The organism is Bacillus cereus group sp. MYBK101-2, assembly GCF_051918845.1.
Lineage (GTDB): Bacteria > Bacillota > Bacilli > Bacillales > Bacillaceae_G > Bacillus_A > Bacillus_A paranthracis.
In genome coordinates, this window is the sequence record NZ_JBQAIE010000013.1 from 80,188 (window position 1) to 97,394 (window position 17,207).

The following is a 17,207-nucleotide window of genomic DNA, read 5'->3' on the forward strand; positions in this document are numbered from 1 at the left end:
TATTAACTCGAAATATAATAAATGATTCCTTTGATATAACGTATTTAACCAAAAATCTTTTCGAAAATGAAATAGCAAAACTAATAAAACATTAATCCTTTAAGATGGGAGTATATTTATATTGAATAAACAACAGCATTCTAGCAAAAAAAAGGAAGGCTTTTTCGAAAATAGGATATTCCCCATCATCACTGTTCTTTCAGGTGTCATTCTACTAGTGTACAAAGGGTTAGAATTTATTTCAAAGTATGTATTAATTTTAATCTTATTTACACTAATTATTGCTTCGTTATACTTATTGTTTATGAAAGAAATAGTTGGTGCTGTTATTGGACTCCTTTTTGCGGCCCTTGGGTATTATATGTATAAAATCATTTTTAAAGAAAATAGAAATAGCAGATAAGCAAATCATAAAGAGTGTATATAAAAGAGAATGCTTTTACGCATTCTCTTTTATATACTTATATGGAATTGCCTCTACAAATTTTTCTAATCGATCTACATTTTGAGTCAATGCACCTTTCACAAGAGAGAAATCTGTATTTGGTTCTTCTTTTTTTTCTTTAAAAAACAAAGACTTTTGTACATTTACTTCAGCCATCTCTTCTCCCCCTTTTCCAAAAGATACAACCTTCTATTTATATTATATCGTAAATGTAGACAGCGTGTACAAGTATCATTTTCTTTTTAATTCTTCTTCTAACTCTTCTACTTGCTGCAACGTATCTCCTTTTATTAAAGAGAAATCAGTTGTATCTTCATTATCTTCTTTAAAAAAATCATTGTCATAATCTTTTATCACTACAATCACCTCTACGTGCTAGTGTAGGAATGATTGTCCGATTTTATACAAGTTTGTCTAAATTCGCTTTACCTTTATGTATAAGTGAAAAGGACAGAAAAAAATTTCTGTCCTTATTTACTAAAATAACTATGATGTATTGTTAAATTATATACATTTTCAAAATCTCGATCTTGCAGGTTATTTTTCTTCCCATCAATAACAATGAAAACATCACTCACTATTTTTGCTGGTATAATTCCGACATTTTCTACTTGTACTGCTTTCTGCTCATTCAATTGCTCAATGTACTCTAATGAAATAATGGTACTAAATTGAGAACGGATACCGCGAAAGTTTGTATTTAATTCTTTTTCCGCTTCAAATACAACAATTTTCGCTCCAATCTTTTCCCCGTATGAATCTAAAAATGCGTTTAAACTTTTTGTATAGTCTTCTTCCATATGCCATTCCATCGTACCGAATACTGCTGGATTCACATTTTGAATAATTGTTGTGTATATTTCTCCTCTTGCTTTAGAAGCAATTAATGACCGTTTTATCGATTGAACAGTCTTGCCGATATCGCTAAATTTCGCTCCCCATATTTCTGAAATATTAGGTGTTAAAATAAATGCAATATCAACAAAAATAACCATTGCAGTGAACATTAAAAGATTTTTCCAGAGGGTTAAATCAATTCCTTTTATCATGAAATACACGGTGACTGATACTATAAACAATCCATACCAAGTCTTTCTAATTCGCTGCTTCTTCTCCTCATACAATTCTTCATTTCTCCAGTAAAAGAAAACAAGAACTAGAAAAAAGATTGCTAAAATAAATAAACCGATTCGAATGTTAGAGATCACCAATGACATCACCCTCCATTCAAAAACTACTCACGATATCATTACATGCATAAGCAGCTCTCTTTATGACAAAAGACGTGGACAAGCTTCTAAACTTAGCAATATCGCATATACATTAGAAGGTACCACGTCTTTTATCCTGAATCTACATTGTATATGTAGACAAGCATGCGTTTCAAATTTTCATGTTAAAAAGTAATATGTTTCGGAATTTCTCCTTCAGGTACTTCTCCATCCATACTTAAGTAATAATGGCGAATCGGGCGTAAATTATCGTCTAATTCATACACGAGTGGTATACTCGTTGGAATATTTAATGAAACAACACCATCACTTGAAAGGTTATCTAAGTATTTCACTAGCGAACGTATTGTATTACCGTGCGATGAAATTATCACCTTTTCACCACTTTTTAATGATGGCGCAATTTCTGAATGCCAATAATTAAGTACTCTTTTCTCCGTATCCACTAAACATTCAGTCAATGGAAACTCACCTTTTTTAAGTGCTTTATATTTTGGATCATTCATTTCATATCTAGGATCATCTTCAGTAAGAGCAGGTGGTCTTACATCAATACTTCTTCTCCAAATATGAACTTGCTCCTCACCATATTTTTTAGCTGTTTCATCTTTATTTAACCGTTGCAATGCACCGTAATGTCTTTCATTTAGCTTCCATGATTTATGTACTGGCACCCAGGCAAGATCCATCTCATGAAGTACAATCCATAACGTCCGAATTGCTCGTTTTAATACAGATGTATAAGCGACATCAAAAGTATAGCCATTTTTCTTTAATATCGCTCCTGCTTCTCTCGCTTCACTTAATCCATTCTCTGATAAATCTACATCTGTCCATCCTGTAAAGCGATTTTCAAGATTCCATAAACTTTGTCCGTGACGAATAAGTACAAGTTTTATCATAATAATTCCCCTTTCGGAAATGTGAATTTTATTGTTCCATTGCGTACACGTATAAAGTATCTAGTAATGTATCTTTTTATCCATTCACTCTATGACCAAATCATTGTTGCCAAATGTATGGATAAAATTTGTTCTTTTTCAAACGATAAAAACAGAAGTTTTTTCATTATTTTTGATCGACTGGTATTTCCCGTTTCGATATCCAAGCGTCAAAACCTGATCGGCTATTTGCCATTTCATTCATAACTTGATGCCAATTTTCTTCACACGATTCACCAAATTTTGAAAAAATAGCACCCATTTGTTGCCTTTGTACATCGCTCAGTTTTTTCTCTAAATCGGTACCTTTTTCTGTTAAAGATAACTGTTTCACACGGCGATCATGTGTAGCTTCATTACTCTCAATTAAGCCCTTTTCCACAAGTTGTCGTAATGGTCCGTGAAGAGCTTGTTTACTTATTTCTAGTAGTGATAATAACTCATTTACACTTATCCCTGGAAAGCGTGCGATAAAAAATAAAATTCGATGATGTACTCTTTGAATACCATACTCTTTTATAATTTCATCTGGCTTTTCAGTAAATGTTTTATATGCAAAGTAAAATAATGCTAATGCTTCATTCATCTGTTCTTCTTTATGTTGTGTCATCTACTTTCCCCCTGTATGTAAATTATACCACATTCTCGTAATGAATTTTTAAATCCATACTCTAGAGCTACTTTCGTTTATTACAAGACAGCAAAACAACGAGGAGATGATTCACTTGAAAACGCAATATACTGTTAGTACTTATTTATTAGACCGACTAAGCGAATTAGGAATTGAACATATTTTTGGTGTCCCTGGTGATTATAATTTGGCTTTTTTAGATGATGTAATAGCACATGAAAATGTAGAGTGGATTGGCAATTGTAATGAATTAAATGCGGCATATGCTGCTGATGGATATGCTCGTATAAAAGGAATCGCTGCTCTTATTACCACTTTCGGTGTTGGAGAATTAAGCGCCATTAACGGTATTGCTGGATCATATGCCGAAAATGTACCTGTTATAAAAATTACGGGGACACCACCAACAACAGTAATGGAAAATGGAGCACTCGTTCATCATACGTTAGGTGATGGAAAGTTCGATCATTTTTCTAATATGTATAGAGAAATCACGGTGGCACAATCAAAATTAACACCTGAGCATGCCGCTGAAGAAATTGACCGTGTGTTACGTGCATGTTGGAGTGCGAAACGCCCTGTTCATATTCAATTACCGATTGATGTGTATAATAAACCAATTAATAAACCTACGGAACCGATTTTACATAAACCAGTTGTAAGTAATAAAGATGCGCTGGATAAAATGCTTCTACATGCCACTTCAAAAATAAATAGTGCAAAGAAACCTATTATTTTAGCTGATTTTGAAGTGGATCGTTTTCATGCTAAAGAATATTTATATCAATTTGTAGAAAAAACAGGGTTTCCTATTGCAACGTTAAGTATGGGAAAAGGAATATTTCCAGAAAAACACCCTCAATTTATAGGGATTTATACTGGTGATGTAAGTTCTCCATACTTGCGTAAAAGAATTGATGAATCTGACTGTATTATTAGTATTGGTGTGAAGTTAACTGATACTATTACAGGTGGCTTCACACAAGGTTTTACGAAAGAACAAGTTATTGAAATTCATCCCTACACTGTGAAAATTACAGATAAAAAATACGGGCCAGTTGTAATGAAAGATGTTTTACAACAGTTAAGTGATGTAATTAAGCATCGAAATGAAGAAACGCTTGATATTAAGCCATTTATTTCAGAATCACTACCTATAACAGAAGAGTTCAATCCAAAAGCACAAATGGTTACACAAAAACGTTTTTGGCAACAAATATACCATTTCTTACAAGAAAACGACGTCTTACTTGCAGAGCAAGGAACACCTTTCTTTGGTAGTGCCGCTATCCCTTTACCAAACAATACTACATATGTAGTGCAACCATTATGGGGATCGATCGGCTATACGTTACCTGCTCTACTTGGTACACAGCTCGCTAATTTATCGCGGCGCAACATTTTAATTATTGGTGATGGTTCTTTCCAATTAACTGTCCAAGAATTATCGACCATGCTTCGTCAAAATTTAAAACCGATTATATTTTTAATTAATAACAATGGTTATACTGTTGAACGTGCAATTCATGGTCAAAACGAACCGTATAATGATATACAAATGTGGGAGTACACAAAACTAGCGAAAGTATTCGGAACAGAAGAAAAAAGCCTAACATGTAAAGTAGAAAATGAAACAGAGTTACAAGAAGTCTTAACTAAAATAAGTATTGATAAGGATCAGCTTACCTTTGTTGAAGTTGTAATGAGCCAAGGGGATCAACCTGAACTGCTAGCTAAACTTGGGAAGAGATTCGGCCAGCAAAATTCTTAATATAAAAAGCATAACCTAATTATATAAAAAGAAAAGGATGGAAAGTGCCACCCTTTTCCTTTTATATATACTATTTTAAGAACCTTCTCCGACTAACGTCTCGTGTGACAAGTCAAAATTCTTAATCAACCTTTAACTTTATAGCTTTTGTAGCAATAAATGTTTTAATATGCTTATCTAATATCCTTGTTCCACCAAAATCATCCTCATAAAAACCTGTTATAATAAAACCCGCTTCAATTTGGCCTTGGATTTGATCTTCTAGTGTATGCGCATATTCTATTGTTTGATTTGAATCGATGTAATCTTGAACTTCATCCTCTGGTAAATAATCCAATGTCGATGAAGGGATTGAATGTTTTACATCAAGAATACCTTTTTGTTCTTGATTATCATCAAAAATCCATAGTAACGGATTTGTAAATCCAGAAATGAGAATACCTTTATTCTTTAAAACCCTTGAAACTTCATTCCATACAAGATGTACATCTTTTACAAATAAATTAGAAACAGGATTTACAACAATATCAAAATATTCATCCTCAAAATCACTAAGGTCTGACATATCTCCTTGAACTGTTTTTAAAGTTAACCCATCCCGTTCTGCTACCTTTTTATCTTGTTCCAACTGCTTTCTTGATATATCAGTAACTGTTACATCCGCCCCAGCAGCAGCTAGAACAGGTGCTTGTTGCCCTCCACCTGACGCTAAGCAAAGTATCTTTAATCCATTTAATGACTTTGGAAACCAATCTCTAGGAACTGATTTTTCCGTAGTCACTGTAATCTCCCATTCACCTGATTTGCTTTTCTCAATAACCTCGCTACTTACAGGTTGTGTATATCTAGAACCTTCTTCAACCTTTTTATCCCATGCATTACTGTTTTGTTGAGTTGTATCCATTATAACTATTCCCCCTAGCTATCTTGTTACATTTTAAGTGTAAGATCATTTACTATTTATGTTTTTCTTTTTCTATTAACCTAACCAATAATTAATACATACTTTTCTATATTTATATTAACAGATAAAAAGTAGTAAGAAAAATAAAACATTCTAAATAGAAAAAATACAAATTTATTTTAAAAAATAAAAAGGCATTCCAAACTTGTTGACGGTTGGAACACCTTTTTATTTGTTGTTTAAATTTTTAATCTCCTAACTACAACCATTAAACAAATCAATTACAATTTATTTATTCCGCAAGCGTTAACTGCCAAGACACACCATACTTATCATTTAACCAACCAAATTTTTTACTAAACGGATAGGCACCTAAAGGCATAAGTACTGCTCCATCCTCCGCTAGTTTATTAAAAGCTGTTTCAATTTCTTCTTCCGTATTACAAGTTACATAAAGAGACATAGCTGGCGTAAATGTAAAATTATGATTTACATAACTATCTATGCACATGAACTCTTGCCCATGTAACGTAAACGTTGCATGTATGACAGTACCCTCTTTACCAGGTCCATTTTCATCGTAGCGAGAGATACTTACAATTTCTGATTGATCAAATAGTGATGTGTAAAAATTCATCGCTTCTTCAGCTTTGCCTTCAAACATTAAAAACGTAGTAATTTTTTGATTTGTGTTACTCATATAGAGACAACCCCTTGTTATGTATTTATGCAAAATATACATCAGCCAACGAAACCGAACGTATATTCCTACAATTATATTGTCAATAAAAACGATGAGTTTGTCAATTATCTACTTCCTTACTTCTTTTTAAATAATGCTGTCCAAAGAAATGATTCTCCAAACATAGTATTTGGTTGTTCAATCTGTTCCATCTTTCTAATTTCAATCACTTCAAATCCCTTAAATATCTCTCTTAATTTTTCTTCCGAATAAGCAAGACCACCTTGCAGACTCCATCCTCTATATACGTCCCAATCTGTTATTTCTGAGCCATTTCGCTCATCTAAATCGCCTGCCGCAAAACATGTTAATCCGAAATAGCCACCTAATTTCAATGAGTTTTTAATTAAATCCACATAATTTACTCTTTTATGTGGTGGAATATGATGTAAACAGCCCGAATCATATACAAAATCAAATTCATTTTGAACCTCTAAATTAAAAATTGAATTACAAATAAATTCAATTTCTACCCCTTTTGCTAAAGTCCTCTCTTTCGCCCAGTTAATACCTTCTATAGATAAATCTACTGCTGTTACATCAAACCCTTCATTTGCTAGATAAATTGCGTTTCTACCGGGACCACATCCAAGTTCTAGTACTTTTCCTTTTAAAACCCACTTTTTATTTATATACGAAACTAGGTTCTCATCTGGAACATTTTCAAAAAACGGAACATCTTTTTCTCTATTCGCATAAAATTCATTCCAAAATGGTTCTGCTGGTCTTAATAATGAATCCAGCATTTTAATAATATCTTCTTGAGTGTGCAACGTTTCATTTTCCATTTGTACCCCTCCAATTTTAATATTCAGAAAATTATTATATATCTTTCAGAACTTTAAGACAAAGAAAAAACTCCTACATTCAATAGGAGTTTTTCTCTTTAAAATCCAAGTACAGCTAACCATTTTAACAACTTCTTTTCTCGCGCTTTTAAATCATCGTTCCTAAGCTTACCTAACTGTATTTCACTAACAATTTCTCCGTCCGCCATAAAAAGAACCCTTTCTGTTTTCGCTGCTACTTTCACATCATGAGTGACTAACATAATGGTCGTTCCATCACGATTAATATTTAATAATATTTGCATTACTTCTTCTGTTGATTTTAAATTTAAAGCACCAGTCGGCTCATCTGCAAAAATAATATTTGGATTATTAATGAGCGCTCTACAAATAGAGACTCTTTGTAATTGCCCCCCAGATGCTTCGGTTATATAATGAGACGCTATATCACTTATCCCCATATTCTCCATTAGCTCTAGAGCACGTTTATTTACTATTTTCTTACTCTCACATTTCGCTAAATATGCTGACAAGATGATATTATCAAATAGGTTCAAGTTTCTAAGAAGGTTGCTCTGCTGAAAAATAAATCCTATTTCAGTAAGGCGTAATTTTGCTAACGCTTCTTCTTTCATACATGATAATTCTGTACTATCAATTTTTACACTTCCTGATGACATTTGATCCATTCCACTAATATTATATAGTAACGTCGATTTCCCAGAACCAGAAGGCCCCATGACTGATACAAATTCTCCCTCATAAATCTCTAAATCTATATTTTTTAACACGTGATAATTTGTATTTCCATCCATTGAATATGTTTTGTTTACTTGCTTTACTTCTAAAATTTTTTTCAAGTGATACACCCCTACTCCCCATTTGGCTTTACATCGTTTGTTTGCTTCATAGTAAAACTACTGAAAAGCGTTGTTGCAGTCACACATATACATAATATAGCTGGACATATTACATAAGAAACGATAGGATTCACGACAAACTTTATATGAGCAGCTCCCATAAAAGACCCTAACCAACTTACTAACATTTCACCAAACGTAGCAGCTATACATGTCCCTATCACAATGCCTAATAATACAATGACGATAGAACGTGTTATATACTGTATACGAATATCTTTACTAGAAAAACCGATATTTTTCATAATTAAAATTTGCGAAGAATCTTTTGCTAATAACATTTTAAAAAACATTGCAGTAATTAAAACTGATATCAATATCGCAATCAAAATAGCCACTTGAGTCACGAGTCTTAATTGTTTAATTGTTTCTCCTAAAGTTTGCGTTAAATAATCATCCGTATCTGTTATTTTTGCAGAACTAAATTTTTGTTTATACTCCTTCACTTTTTCTTGCAAATCAACATTAGACTTTAAATCTACATTTACTACATACCATAATATGTTTTCGTTATTATAAGAAAAGCTCGCTTTAGCTGTTTTCCCGCCATTTGTTACATCTTGATACATACCACTAATCGTTAGTGTTTTCTCTTTCCCATCAACAAATAAAACGATATGATCCCCTACATTCTTTTTTAATTCATTTGCGTTCATATAAGAAAGAGCAATTTCATTTTCATTTTTTGGTGCCCTACCTTTGATATAGTCTAATGGAAATTTAGTGAAGTCTCCCATTTCTACATTTAAGTTTTCATGTGTACCATCAGCGTTTACCATTTTAAATGTACTCGTAACAAATGTTGCATATTTTTCTACTTCTTTATCATTTTTTACATATGAAATAACACCCTTAAAACGTTTCTCTATATTTTCAGTTTGCTGTAAATCTATTCGAATATCACTTTTTCCTGTCCCCATATAATTTACAAACTTCGGTGACTGAATCGTATACAAAAAGTTAACAGGTACAACAATCATAAACACAGCTATTATTAATACGATACTTAATACGCGATATAACTTAAATCTTTTTATAACATCTTGTATACCAATAAATATATTTATATTTTTAAATTTAGATTGATTGAGTGAAAAAAAGTTTCTAATTTTTCTTTTCCCTAGTTTATCTCTTGATCGTAAAGCATCTATTGCTGTAATTCCCCTAAATTTCCGTAAAATGATACGACAGAACAAGATAACGACTAAAAATAATAGTGTTGTAATTATGAATGGCACAACATTGTGTAAAATACTTTTATCTGCCGCTCCCATATAAAGAGTGATATTCGAAGTGAATATCTTTGTAACAAATAGTGAAAGTATATATCCACATATACACCCACCAGCTGAAATAACAACATATTTTGTTACATATAGTTTTTGAATATCTTTACTTGTAATGCCGATAGCTTTCATAACACCAATTTCCCGATAATCTTCTTCCATCGAAGTAATAATCGTAAATCTAATACATAACATTGCAATTAACATTAATAATGCACTTATTATGATAAGTACTGCAGCTATTATTCCATCTGTTAATGAATTGAGTGTTTTAAATAGTGAATACGTAATAGAGGGACCTTTTTGTGGTAAGTTCGATGACTTATATAGATTTTCAAATTCATTTATTTTATTTTTGTCTGTTAGCTGGAATTCAATAAGATATTCGCTTTCTCCAAAATTTCTTTTTATTCTTTCAAAATCTTTATTGCTTATTACAAATCGTTTTGAACTAACGATTGATGGGTTCATTTGAACATCACGAACAAATGCTGAAATCGTAAATTCTAGTTCATTATTATCTTTAATAACCCATATTTTATCTCCCATACGCAAATTATATTTTTGCATATAATAAATGGGTACACCTATTTCCCCTTTCCTAACATCAACCACTTCATTATTTAAATTTAATAAAAAATCAAACTTACTATTTTGTTTAACGAAACTAATGTCCATTACACTATTATGTTCTGCTTGATTTTTCTTTTTAATAAAAATGTTAGATCCATTTATTTGAACCATCTCAGCCGTTTGCTGTTTTTTTACAAACGGATTTTTTTCTACAAAGGAATCAATTGACTTTTGATTTACTTCTCCGGCATGCATTTGTACGAAGTGCGGTGCGTTTGATACTTTAACCAATTGATCCATTGAGTTCAATAGATTTATAACGTTACTTGAAGCACTAGCCATTAAAAGACTTGATAACATGATAAACATAAATAAAATAGTAATTATCATTTTATTTTGAGAGAAATCTCTTTTTAACATTCTCCTAATCATATAAAGCTAGTTCCCTTCATTGGATAGTATTTTCTTCGTCACAACTGCTATTAATAACATTATGAAACTAATAACTAATATAGGTAAATAAATTTTCATACTGAATTCTTCAAACATAAAACCATAAACGACTTGCCCAATCGGTGCCATGCATTGGGATACCGCTGTTATAATTGCCATTACTTTTCCTAAGTTCTCATTTGGTGTTTTCTTTTGAACTACAGTAATGACATAGATGGATACAATTGTCATGATCATTGCAATTAAAATAGAAGAAAGTATAAAGAGGATAAATGGTGGATAGTGTCCTAAATTAAGAATAAATGGTGTAACTGATAGTGCCATCGGTATTACTGATAAAGCTATTAAAATCATCCAATAATACAATGTTTGCATCTGTAGCTTTTTCGCAAAAAAACCTATTGATAATGCACCTATAATAGTAGCAAAATCGATCAATCCCATTCCAATTCCATATAACGTGTGGCTACTTTCCATTGTTACTCGTATAATAATTGGAGCACCAACAACAAATAGCGGCGTCAGTATTAAATTTAGTAATGCGGCTAAAAGCATAGATTTCAAAATAAATGGTTGTTTTAAAACATATATAAACCCTTCTTTCATATCCTTTACAATTGTCGGTATGATATGGCTTTCTTGCACTCTCTTTATAAAAGGTATTGTAATAAACATTTCTAAAATCGCAGATAAAAAGAAAGCAAGACAACTTATTATCAAGAGCATTTTCAAACCAATTATGCCGTACAATATTCCTCCTAATACAGGGGCAACTATATTAGATAATGCTTGCACACCATTTACGATACCGTTCGCTTGTTCTAATTTTTTCTCTGGAACTAATTGCGGAATACTTGCCATTACAACTGGTGCGTACATTGCATTAACGATTGCTAGTAAAAACATAATTGTTCCAATCAATAGAATAGATACAGATCCAGTAAATAACAAAACTATAAAGCTTAATACAATCGCAGTATTTATAAAATCAAAAATAACCATTAAATTACGGCGATTGAAACGATCTGCTATCGCTCCGCCAAGAGGAGCTAGCAAAAACGGAATACTCGTTATCGCATATAATCCTGCGAATATATCAGCACGCCCTGTTAAATCTAGCACATATAATGACAGAGCAAAACGTAAAAGTGTTGAACCCAAAATAGTAATAATTTGCCCACTCACCATTAAATAAAAATCTTTCATCGAAGGTTTTATACTAATAGATATCATAATCACACCCTTCCTTTAATTTAGACCGACTGTCGGTCTATAATAAACAAACAGAAAAAATATTATTTCTGTTTCATTAAAACCTCCAGCATATAATTAAAGGATCCTTCTTTCGCTCCAACAGATACTTCCATCATTTTAATATAAGCTTTCACTCTCCTCATCATTTCTTCCGGCTTCCATTGGAATAACCCATCATCAAATATGACTTGCGCTGATGATAGTAATAGTTCAATCGTTTCTTGTGGGGTTCAACTTCGCAAGTTGTTACCTACATAGCACAAGCTCTGCCTACATTGACAAACCTCTCTAGGTCAAATCTATTGAGTATACACCTAACAGTATGCACAAGGAGGAGATCGAATGCTTATTAAGTTCTCCATAAAGGAATACATTGAAGACCGCTCCCTCGAGAATCTATCTAGAAGAACTCTAGAATCTTATGAGAATACACTAACAGAGTTCCGACTCTGGTTGAATGGCTGTAATGGTAATGAAGAAGAAGCCAGCTCTAGATCTATCACTCATATAGAAGATATCACGAGCCAGCACGTTAAGGGGTACATGAGGTATTGCTATCAGGAGAGACGAAACAGCCATACTACAGTAGCAGGCAAGCTCACCAATATCAAAGTGTACTTTAACTACTTAGCCAACGAGGGGTTAATTGATGAGAGAGACAATCCTATTCTCCGAGTAAAGAATCCTCAGAAAGATACTAATGTAGAGACACTTACAGAGGAACAAGTTAGGCTTATGCTCCGTCACCTCCGTAGGCGTAGACGAGTAGACGACTTCTATCACTACAGAGACTACACTCTGGTTGTCTTCCTCTTAGGTACAGGAGCTAGGCTAGGTGAGATTATGGATCTATGCTGGAAGGATATCGACCTCAAGGACGGACAAGTAGTGTTTCCTGCTACAGGTAAGGCTCGTACTCAGCAAGGACAACCACTAGGAGCTAAGCTAGTGAGCGAACTCAAGGAGTACAAGCAATACTTAGAGAACGATACTTACGGATTACCTGCCTATCTATTTACAACAAGGACTGGGAGAAAGCTCAGTAGAGAGGCCATTAAGCTGGTCTTTGTTAGGCTGGCTCAAGAATTGAAGTTCGAGTACGGTAGAGTATCAGCGCATTCTCTGAGGCACTTCTACTGTAGCTCACTTATTAAAGCTGGAGTTAGCCCTTTTGTGGTACAGAAGCTAATGAGACATTCCAAGATAGAAACAACTATGAAGTATGTAACCCTGTGGGGTCAGTCTCTACAGGAAGGCAACGAGAAGGGCAATCCCCTCAATAATTTAAATATCTAAGCATAACAAAAAAGAGTCCTGCTCTAGTTTGGCCGCCAGACAGGACTCTCTCTCACAAAATAACTATGGAGTGCATGTATAGAACAACATTACACTATGGAGTTATTTGCTCTTATTGTACTACCTATGTAGTCAATCTGCAAGTGACTCCCTCAGGAGGAATAACAATGAAGGAATTACGCAAGTATTCACAGTTTGAATCTGTAGCTGAGATGGACAAGTCTATCGAGAAGTACCTGACAGAGTACGACCTAAATGAGAGAGATCGTACAGTCCTGTGGAAGGTAGCTTGCTACTCAGTGAAATTCGTAGGGGTTTCATACTTGAAGGTGCAAACTCTAGCAGACCTAACAGGTTACGCTAAGAGGACTATTCAGCGTTCTCTAAAGTCTTTAACTGAGCTAGGTATCCTAACTCGTATTGACCAAATGCGTACTGTTCAGAGAGGTCAAGGAGCTAGTATTACTGTGATAAATCCCTTTGAGTGTCATTCCCCACAGGCACCCCTAGAGGAAGCTGTAGAGCCTACAGAGGAGTGTGTTGACGAGCCATCTCACGGGAACGAATCAATTAACTTTAAAGCTAAAACATCAATTAAAAAAGATTACGTAGAGGATATGGCTCATGAGTTAGACCAACTAGTTTCTAACGATATCCCTGTAGAGTTCGGCACACTAGCTCTCAACTATTTTGATGCTGCTAAAGTGTACAAGCTATGGAGTAAAGTACAATTAGTCATTAAGAAACATGCCTACTCGGTTACTAATCCTACTGAGTTCGCTATCTCTAGTTTGCATTCTAGTATATTGGCTAAGAAGATGAATCGTATTAGGAAAGACTTTACAGGCTATTTCTATTCAACTCTAGTGAACAAGCTGTCAGTAGCTCAAAGGCAGATCACTGGTTTCTTAAAAGATGTATTCTTGTAAGTTTAATACTTTTAAAAAATACTGTTTAGACAAAGGACGTCTCTAGCTGTGACATCGAGGTTAACTCGCTAGCATTACCTAAGTATGACCTATATTCAGAATATACGAATACTATTGGCTACCTCCTAGAGACAGCATATAATGAAAATAAACAAGGAGGAATCTAATTATGACAAACACTAAAGTATTATTCACAGAGGAAGAAATCCATCTAGCTCAGTATGTACAAATCATTAAGTCCCTAAAGATTACTGAGGCGGAGTTACCTGCAGAGATTACACTTAACCGCTCACCTAATCAGCCACCTGTGTATGCACCTATTGATGAAGCCATTGGAACAGCTGAGCAGGAGCTACTTAAGGAGTTACCAACTTTCATAGAAAGCATTCCTGATGATGTCCTACAAGAAGCTCTTATCCGTCTCCTAGAGGCAGATGACTCTAATAGTGAAGCTATCACTAAGCTAGACCTACTAGAGGAAGTAACCGAGGAGGAGGCTCATAATATTATCAAAGAGGTGTCGGTCTCTGGGGATGAGCTAGCTCAGGCGTGGGATGATTTAATTAACAAGGTAGAGGGCTATGTAGAGGACGTTCTCAAGGGTGTTACTAGATAGCTGATACTAGGAGGCGGCTATGCTCTATTGTGAGTGTAGCCTCTTTTGTCGTCCTCCAAGGGTATTTACATTGTACAGACCCTTTTCGTCGTATACTAGGTTATCTACATCTTGTAGGCGACTCCTTCATAGGTTCAACTGTAAGAGTCAATTAATTTGACTCTTTAGAAGTGTTAGCAATAGCTCTACCTAATTTAGTGTGAAGCTCTTGCTCGTAATCGATCTCGTAAGTTTTAACCTCGGTAGCTGTATTCTCCTCGATGTTTAACAACTGAGTGCGAACCTCTTTAGCTACTTCCGAGTCACGTAATAACATTCCTACTCGGAGGATTGCTCTCTTAGGGAAAAGTGCTACATTTCTATAGGTTATTTTTGTTTGTTCTCCTTTATGATGTACTATAAATCCCCCTAATTTAGACTCTACACGAGATAGACCATTTAACGGTCTATCTAAAATATCCTTAATTTCTTTTCCGTATTTCGTAATATAACCATCAGCTATTAATTCGTTTTTGTTGTTAATGATTATATTTTTAACTGTAGACATCGGAGCTTCATAGAAATCCGCAACCTGACTAGTAGTAGCCATCTCTAATTCTGGCAACAATAATAAATCCTTTACCTTATCTAAAACTTCCACTCGGTTCACTAAATTGTCACGCTCGTTAAGAGTTAATTAATTTAACTCTTAGAAAGGGAAATATTTGTCCCTCTCTCAGTAAAACAAAAAAATACCGAGAAGGCATATTCCCAGCAGTTAACCCTACCTATGTTCACCTAAGTAAAGTTAATCACCTCAGAATTGCTCTCTCGGTATCGTGTTTTCTACATATAGCTACAGACTCATGAGTGTGAGCATCATAGCAATGCCTCCAAAGATTATCAGCATGAGAGCACCTATGAGCTTGTAGTAATAATGGTACGGTCTCACAAGATGATTACATCCTTTCTAGTTCCACTCCTATTAGTCTTCCATCTATCGTGTATCTGAATTGTTTGTTATAACACTTGGTAATATCCTGTATGAGCCACTCCTCAGAGTTAGCGGTCTCAGTAGTAAACTCCGAGAGATACTCTCTACCTGAGTGTGTCCATCTCACATAACAACGGTACTTCATACTTACGTTGTCGTTACACTTCATAAGCATTCCCCCTAGTGTTATTATTGCTTATCGTTCATACCATCAAAGAGTACTGATACGTCAAACCCTGACTTGTTCTCTACGTTCCCCTTACTTAGTCGATACCTACGAGACAATCCCAACTCTTGGGCCATACGAACAGCTTCTTGGTCGAAGTTCATCTTGCTAGAGCTGCGATTGATAGCATACTCCATTCCTACAGAGTCAATCCGTCTCGTCTTAATCATTGCTACGAGGTAGCGGTCTAGCATATCCTCATCCATTTTGCTCAGAGAATATTCCTCTTTGTAGTGGCTCATGAAGTCATCATAGTATGCTTGCTCCTCCTCTGTCCAACTATTGCGGAAGTTCTTCGAGTAGATGCCATGAATATAATAATGTCCACTTCCATCAGGCTTCTTAAGGTTAGCTAGAGAGCGTTCCTTTGCTTCCTCTGAGGAATAAGTCCTCTTTTGTCCCTTCTGAGGAAGATTCGCTAACGCTCTAGCCTTTGCCTCCGGAGAGGAATATCTATGCTTCTCACCTTTCCTAGTCATATTACTTCTCCTCCTTGTCTACTGAGAATAATTCTACAGATACGCTCGTTAGGTAGATTGTCTTCTTATCATTTACCGAGATAGGAAACACTGAGCTAGACTCCTGCTCAATCCACTGAATGAAATCTGTTAGTTTACCGTCCTCTAGTTTTACATCTAACGTGCCACCTGAGTGGGTAACTATCTTTACCTTGTTAGTCATATGTTTTCCTCCTTACACTCGTAGTGATCGCTTATACTGTTGGTACATTTCTAGGTCATCCTCGTTAGTGTCCAGCTCGCTAAATAAAGTAGCTCCTTTCAATTGAGGGAATGCTACTAGGGAGACCTCTCTTAGTCTCGTAGGATTACCGCTAGAGTCTGTATAGAACGAGATAGACACCTTTTTAGCTAGTCCCTTGCGTACTCGTTCCTTAATGGAATCCTCTACAATACGTAACTTTCCGTAGAGCTTATCACCTATTACAGATACACTTTCAAGGAATCCTACTGTGTCTCTAGCTGACTCTGAGTGATCTAATTGAATAGGAATCTCATCCTCTTTGTTGAATGAGCTAGCCAAAGCCTGTAAGTCTTTAACCGTATAGTTGCGTCCTCTGTGGTTGCCTGTATAGAACAACTCAGCATCTTTCACTAAATCGTTTCCTTCCTCTGAGAAGGAGTCCACTAGCTCACCTGTATGATTAAACTTTACTAGTTTCATATTTATCACCTCTGATAGAAATAAAAAAGGAGGCAACCAATTGGC

At 34.7% G+C, this 17,207-nt stretch carries 20 protein-coding genes and 1 pseudogene; 5 read left to right on the forward strand and 16 right to left on the reverse strand.

Annotation, left to right across the window (positions count from 1 at the left end):
* Positions 1-121: 121 nt before the first annotated feature.
* Entirely contained in the window at positions 122-403 is a 282-nt protein-coding gene (locus ACTFSI_RS21545; RefSeq protein ID WP_138321994.1) for a hypothetical protein, read from the forward strand.
* Between the two features lie 36 nt (positions 404-439).
* Here ACTFSI_RS21545 and ACTFSI_RS21550 read toward each other — a convergent pair whose 3' ends face one another.
* The 5 genes from ACTFSI_RS21550 to ACTFSI_RS21570 form a co-directional block, all read right to left on the reverse strand.
* Positions 440-601: a hypothetical protein gene (locus ACTFSI_RS21550; RefSeq protein WP_167495101.1), complete on the reverse strand. Its 162-nt coding sequence runs from the start codon at positions 599-601 to the stop codon at positions 440-442.
* Between the two features lie 75 nt (positions 602-676).
* The gene (locus tag ACTFSI_RS21555; RefSeq protein ID WP_000588712.1) at positions 677-802 is read right to left on the reverse strand and encodes a hypothetical protein; all 126 of its coding nucleotides are present in this window, start codon (positions 800-802) and stop codon (positions 677-679) included.
* Positions 803-915: 113 nt separating this feature from the next.
* Positions 916-1,653 (reverse strand): type II toxin-antitoxin system SpoIISA family toxin, encoded by a 738-nt coding sequence (locus ACTFSI_RS21560; protein WP_138322606.1) that lies wholly within the window; start codon positions 1,651-1,653, stop codon positions 916-918.
* Between the two features lie 188 nt (positions 1,654-1,841).
* Complete coding sequence (gene gpmA, locus ACTFSI_RS21565) at positions 1,842-2,579, reverse strand: 2,3-diphosphoglycerate-dependent phosphoglycerate mutase (protein ID WP_440045628.1); 738 nt, start codon at positions 2,577-2,579, stop codon at positions 1,842-1,844.
* Positions 2,580-2,745: 166 nt separating this feature from the next.
* Positions 2,746-3,228, reverse strand: a complete 483-nt coding sequence (locus ACTFSI_RS21570; protein WP_000191902.1) for a MarR family winged helix-turn-helix transcriptional regulator — start codon at positions 3,226-3,228, stop codon at positions 2,746-2,748.
* Positions 3,229-3,334: 106 nt separating this feature from the next.
* Here ACTFSI_RS21570 and ACTFSI_RS21575 point away from each other — a divergent pair, with 106 nt between their 5' ends.
* Positions 3,335-5,020 carry an alpha-keto acid decarboxylase family protein gene (locus ACTFSI_RS21575; protein ID WP_138321995.1) on the forward strand — a complete coding sequence of 562 codons (1,686 nt, stop codon included), beginning with the start codon at positions 3,335-3,337 and terminating at the stop codon, positions 5,018-5,020.
* Positions 5,021-5,141: 121 nt separating this feature from the next.
* Here ACTFSI_RS21575 and ACTFSI_RS21580 read toward each other — a convergent pair whose 3' ends face one another.
* The 7 genes and pseudogenes from ACTFSI_RS21580 to ACTFSI_RS21610 all read right to left on the reverse strand — a co-directional run.
* Positions 5,142-5,924, reverse strand: coding sequence for a class I SAM-dependent methyltransferase (locus ACTFSI_RS21580; RefSeq protein ID WP_138321996.1), 783 nt, complete (start codon positions 5,922-5,924; stop codon positions 5,142-5,144).
* A gap of 292 nt (positions 5,925-6,216) precedes the next feature.
* Positions 6,217-6,624, reverse strand: coding sequence for a VOC family protein (locus tag ACTFSI_RS21585; protein ID WP_087931797.1), 408 nt, complete (start codon positions 6,622-6,624; stop codon positions 6,217-6,219).
* Positions 6,625-6,743: 119 nt separating this feature from the next.
* Positions 6,744-7,454 (reverse strand): class I SAM-dependent methyltransferase, encoded by a 711-nt coding sequence (locus ACTFSI_RS21590; protein WP_000426881.1) that lies wholly within the window; start codon positions 7,452-7,454, stop codon positions 6,744-6,746.
* Positions 7,455-7,552: 98 nt separating this feature from the next.
* Positions 7,553-8,314 (reverse strand): ABC transporter ATP-binding protein, encoded by a 762-nt coding sequence (locus ACTFSI_RS21595; protein ID WP_440045629.1) that lies wholly within the window; start codon positions 8,312-8,314, stop codon positions 7,553-7,555.
* An 11-nt stretch (positions 8,315-8,325) separates the two neighbouring features.
* Positions 8,326-10,665: an ABC transporter permease gene (locus tag ACTFSI_RS21600; protein ID WP_440045630.1), complete on the reverse strand. Its 2,340-nt coding sequence runs from the start codon at positions 10,663-10,665 to the stop codon at positions 8,326-8,328.
* Positions 10,666-10,671: 6 nt separating this feature from the next.
* Positions 10,672-11,919, reverse strand: coding sequence for an MFS transporter (locus tag ACTFSI_RS21605; RefSeq protein ID WP_440045631.1), 1,248 nt, complete (start codon positions 11,917-11,919; stop codon positions 10,672-10,674).
* Positions 11,920-11,981: 62 nt separating this feature from the next.
* Positions 11,982-12,167: pseudogene (locus tag ACTFSI_RS21610) on the reverse strand (TetR/AcrR family transcriptional regulator); the annotation flags it as partial.
* Positions 12,168-12,282: 115 nt separating this feature from the next.
* Here ACTFSI_RS21610 and ACTFSI_RS21615 point away from each other — a divergent pair.
* From ACTFSI_RS21615 to ACTFSI_RS21625, 3 genes are all read left to right on the forward strand, one after another.
* On the forward strand, positions 12,283-13,236 hold the full coding sequence (locus ACTFSI_RS21615; RefSeq protein WP_000905651.1) for a tyrosine-type recombinase/integrase: 954 nt from the start codon (positions 12,283-12,285) through the stop codon (positions 13,234-13,236).
* A gap of 167 nt (positions 13,237-13,403) precedes the next feature.
* Positions 13,404-14,165, forward strand: coding sequence for a helix-turn-helix domain-containing protein (locus tag ACTFSI_RS21620; RefSeq protein WP_440045632.1), 762 nt, complete (start codon positions 13,404-13,406; stop codon positions 14,163-14,165).
* Positions 14,166-14,334: 169 nt separating this feature from the next.
* Positions 14,335-14,781: a hypothetical protein gene (locus ACTFSI_RS21625; RefSeq protein WP_440045633.1), complete on the forward strand. Its 447-nt coding sequence runs from the start codon at positions 14,335-14,337 to the stop codon at positions 14,779-14,781.
* Positions 14,782-14,932: 151 nt separating this feature from the next.
* On the opposite strand, the gene ACTFSI_RS21630 is transcribed toward ACTFSI_RS21625, so the two are convergent.
* From ACTFSI_RS21630 to ACTFSI_RS21645, 4 genes are all read right to left on the reverse strand, one after another.
* Positions 14,933-15,421, reverse strand: a complete 489-nt coding sequence (locus tag ACTFSI_RS21630) for a hypothetical protein (RefSeq protein WP_440045634.1) — start codon at positions 15,419-15,421, stop codon at positions 14,933-14,935.
* 522 nt (positions 15,422-15,943) lie between these two features.
* Positions 15,944-16,459, reverse strand: a complete 516-nt coding sequence (locus ACTFSI_RS21635) for a hypothetical protein (protein WP_426953685.1) — start codon at positions 16,457-16,459, stop codon at positions 15,944-15,946.
* A gap of 1 nt (position 16,460) precedes the next feature.
* Positions 16,461-16,661 (reverse strand): hypothetical protein, encoded by a 201-nt coding sequence (locus ACTFSI_RS21640; protein WP_158318165.1) that lies wholly within the window; start codon positions 16,659-16,661, stop codon positions 16,461-16,463.
* 12 nt (positions 16,662-16,673) lie between these two features.
* Complete coding sequence (locus ACTFSI_RS21645) at positions 16,674-17,162, reverse strand: hypothetical protein (protein ID WP_440045635.1); 489 nt, start codon at positions 17,160-17,162, stop codon at positions 16,674-16,676.
* Positions 17,163-17,207: the final 45 nt, after the last annotated feature.

What these genes read in the sequence shown, in the direction of transcription:
- ACTFSI_RS21625 (WP_440045633.1), top strand. Translation starts at nt 14,335, where the DNA reads ATGACAAACACTAAAGTATTATTCACAGAGGAAGAAATCCATCTAGCT.
- ACTFSI_RS21645 (WP_440045635.1), bottom strand. Translation starts at nt 17,162, where the DNA reads ATGAAACTAGTAAAGTTTAATCATACAGGTGAGCTAGTGGACTCCTTC.
- ACTFSI_RS21615 (WP_000905651.1), top strand. Translation starts at nt 12,283, where the DNA reads ATGCTTATTAAGTTCTCCATAAAGGAATACATTGAAGACCGCTCCCTC.
- ACTFSI_RS21570 (WP_000191902.1), bottom strand. Translation starts at nt 3,228, where the DNA reads ATGACACAACATAAAGAAGAACAGATGAATGAAGCATTAGCATTATTT.
- ACTFSI_RS21575 (WP_138321995.1), top strand. Translation starts at nt 3,335, where the DNA reads ATGATTCACTTGAAAACGCAATATACTGTTAGTACTTATTTATTAGAC.
- ACTFSI_RS21620 (WP_440045632.1), top strand. Translation starts at nt 13,404, where the DNA reads ATGAAGGAATTACGCAAGTATTCACAGTTTGAATCTGTAGCTGAGATG.
- gpmA (WP_440045628.1), bottom strand. Translation starts at nt 2,579, where the DNA reads ATGATAAAACTTGTACTTATTCGTCACGGACAAAGTTTATGGAATCTT.
- ACTFSI_RS21600 (WP_440045630.1), bottom strand. Translation starts at nt 10,665, where the DNA reads ATGATTAGGAGAATGTTAAAAAGAGATTTCTCTCAAAATAAAATGATA.
- ACTFSI_RS21605 (WP_440045631.1), bottom strand. Translation starts at nt 11,919, where the DNA reads ATGATATCTATTAGTATAAAACCTTCGATGAAAGATTTTTATTTAATG.
- ACTFSI_RS21590 (WP_000426881.1), bottom strand. Translation starts at nt 7,454, where the DNA reads ATGGAAAATGAAACGTTGCACACTCAAGAAGATATTATTAAAATGCTG.
- ACTFSI_RS21580 (WP_138321996.1), bottom strand. Translation starts at nt 5,924, where the DNA reads ATGGATACAACTCAACAAAACAGTAATGCATGGGATAAAAAGGTTGAA.
- ACTFSI_RS21550 (WP_167495101.1), bottom strand. Translation starts at nt 601, where the DNA reads ATGGCTGAAGTAAATGTACAAAAGTCTTTGTTTTTTAAAGAAAAAAAA.
- ACTFSI_RS21585 (WP_087931797.1), bottom strand. Translation starts at nt 6,624, where the DNA reads ATGAGTAACACAAATCAAAAAATTACTACGTTTTTAATGTTTGAAGGC.
- ACTFSI_RS21640 (WP_158318165.1), bottom strand. Translation starts at nt 16,661, where the DNA reads ATGACTAACAAGGTAAAGATAGTTACCCACTCAGGTGGCACGTTAGAT.
- ACTFSI_RS21635 (WP_426953685.1), bottom strand. Translation starts at nt 16,459, where the DNA reads ATGACTAGGAAAGGTGAGAAGCATAGATATTCCTCTCCGGAGGCAAAG.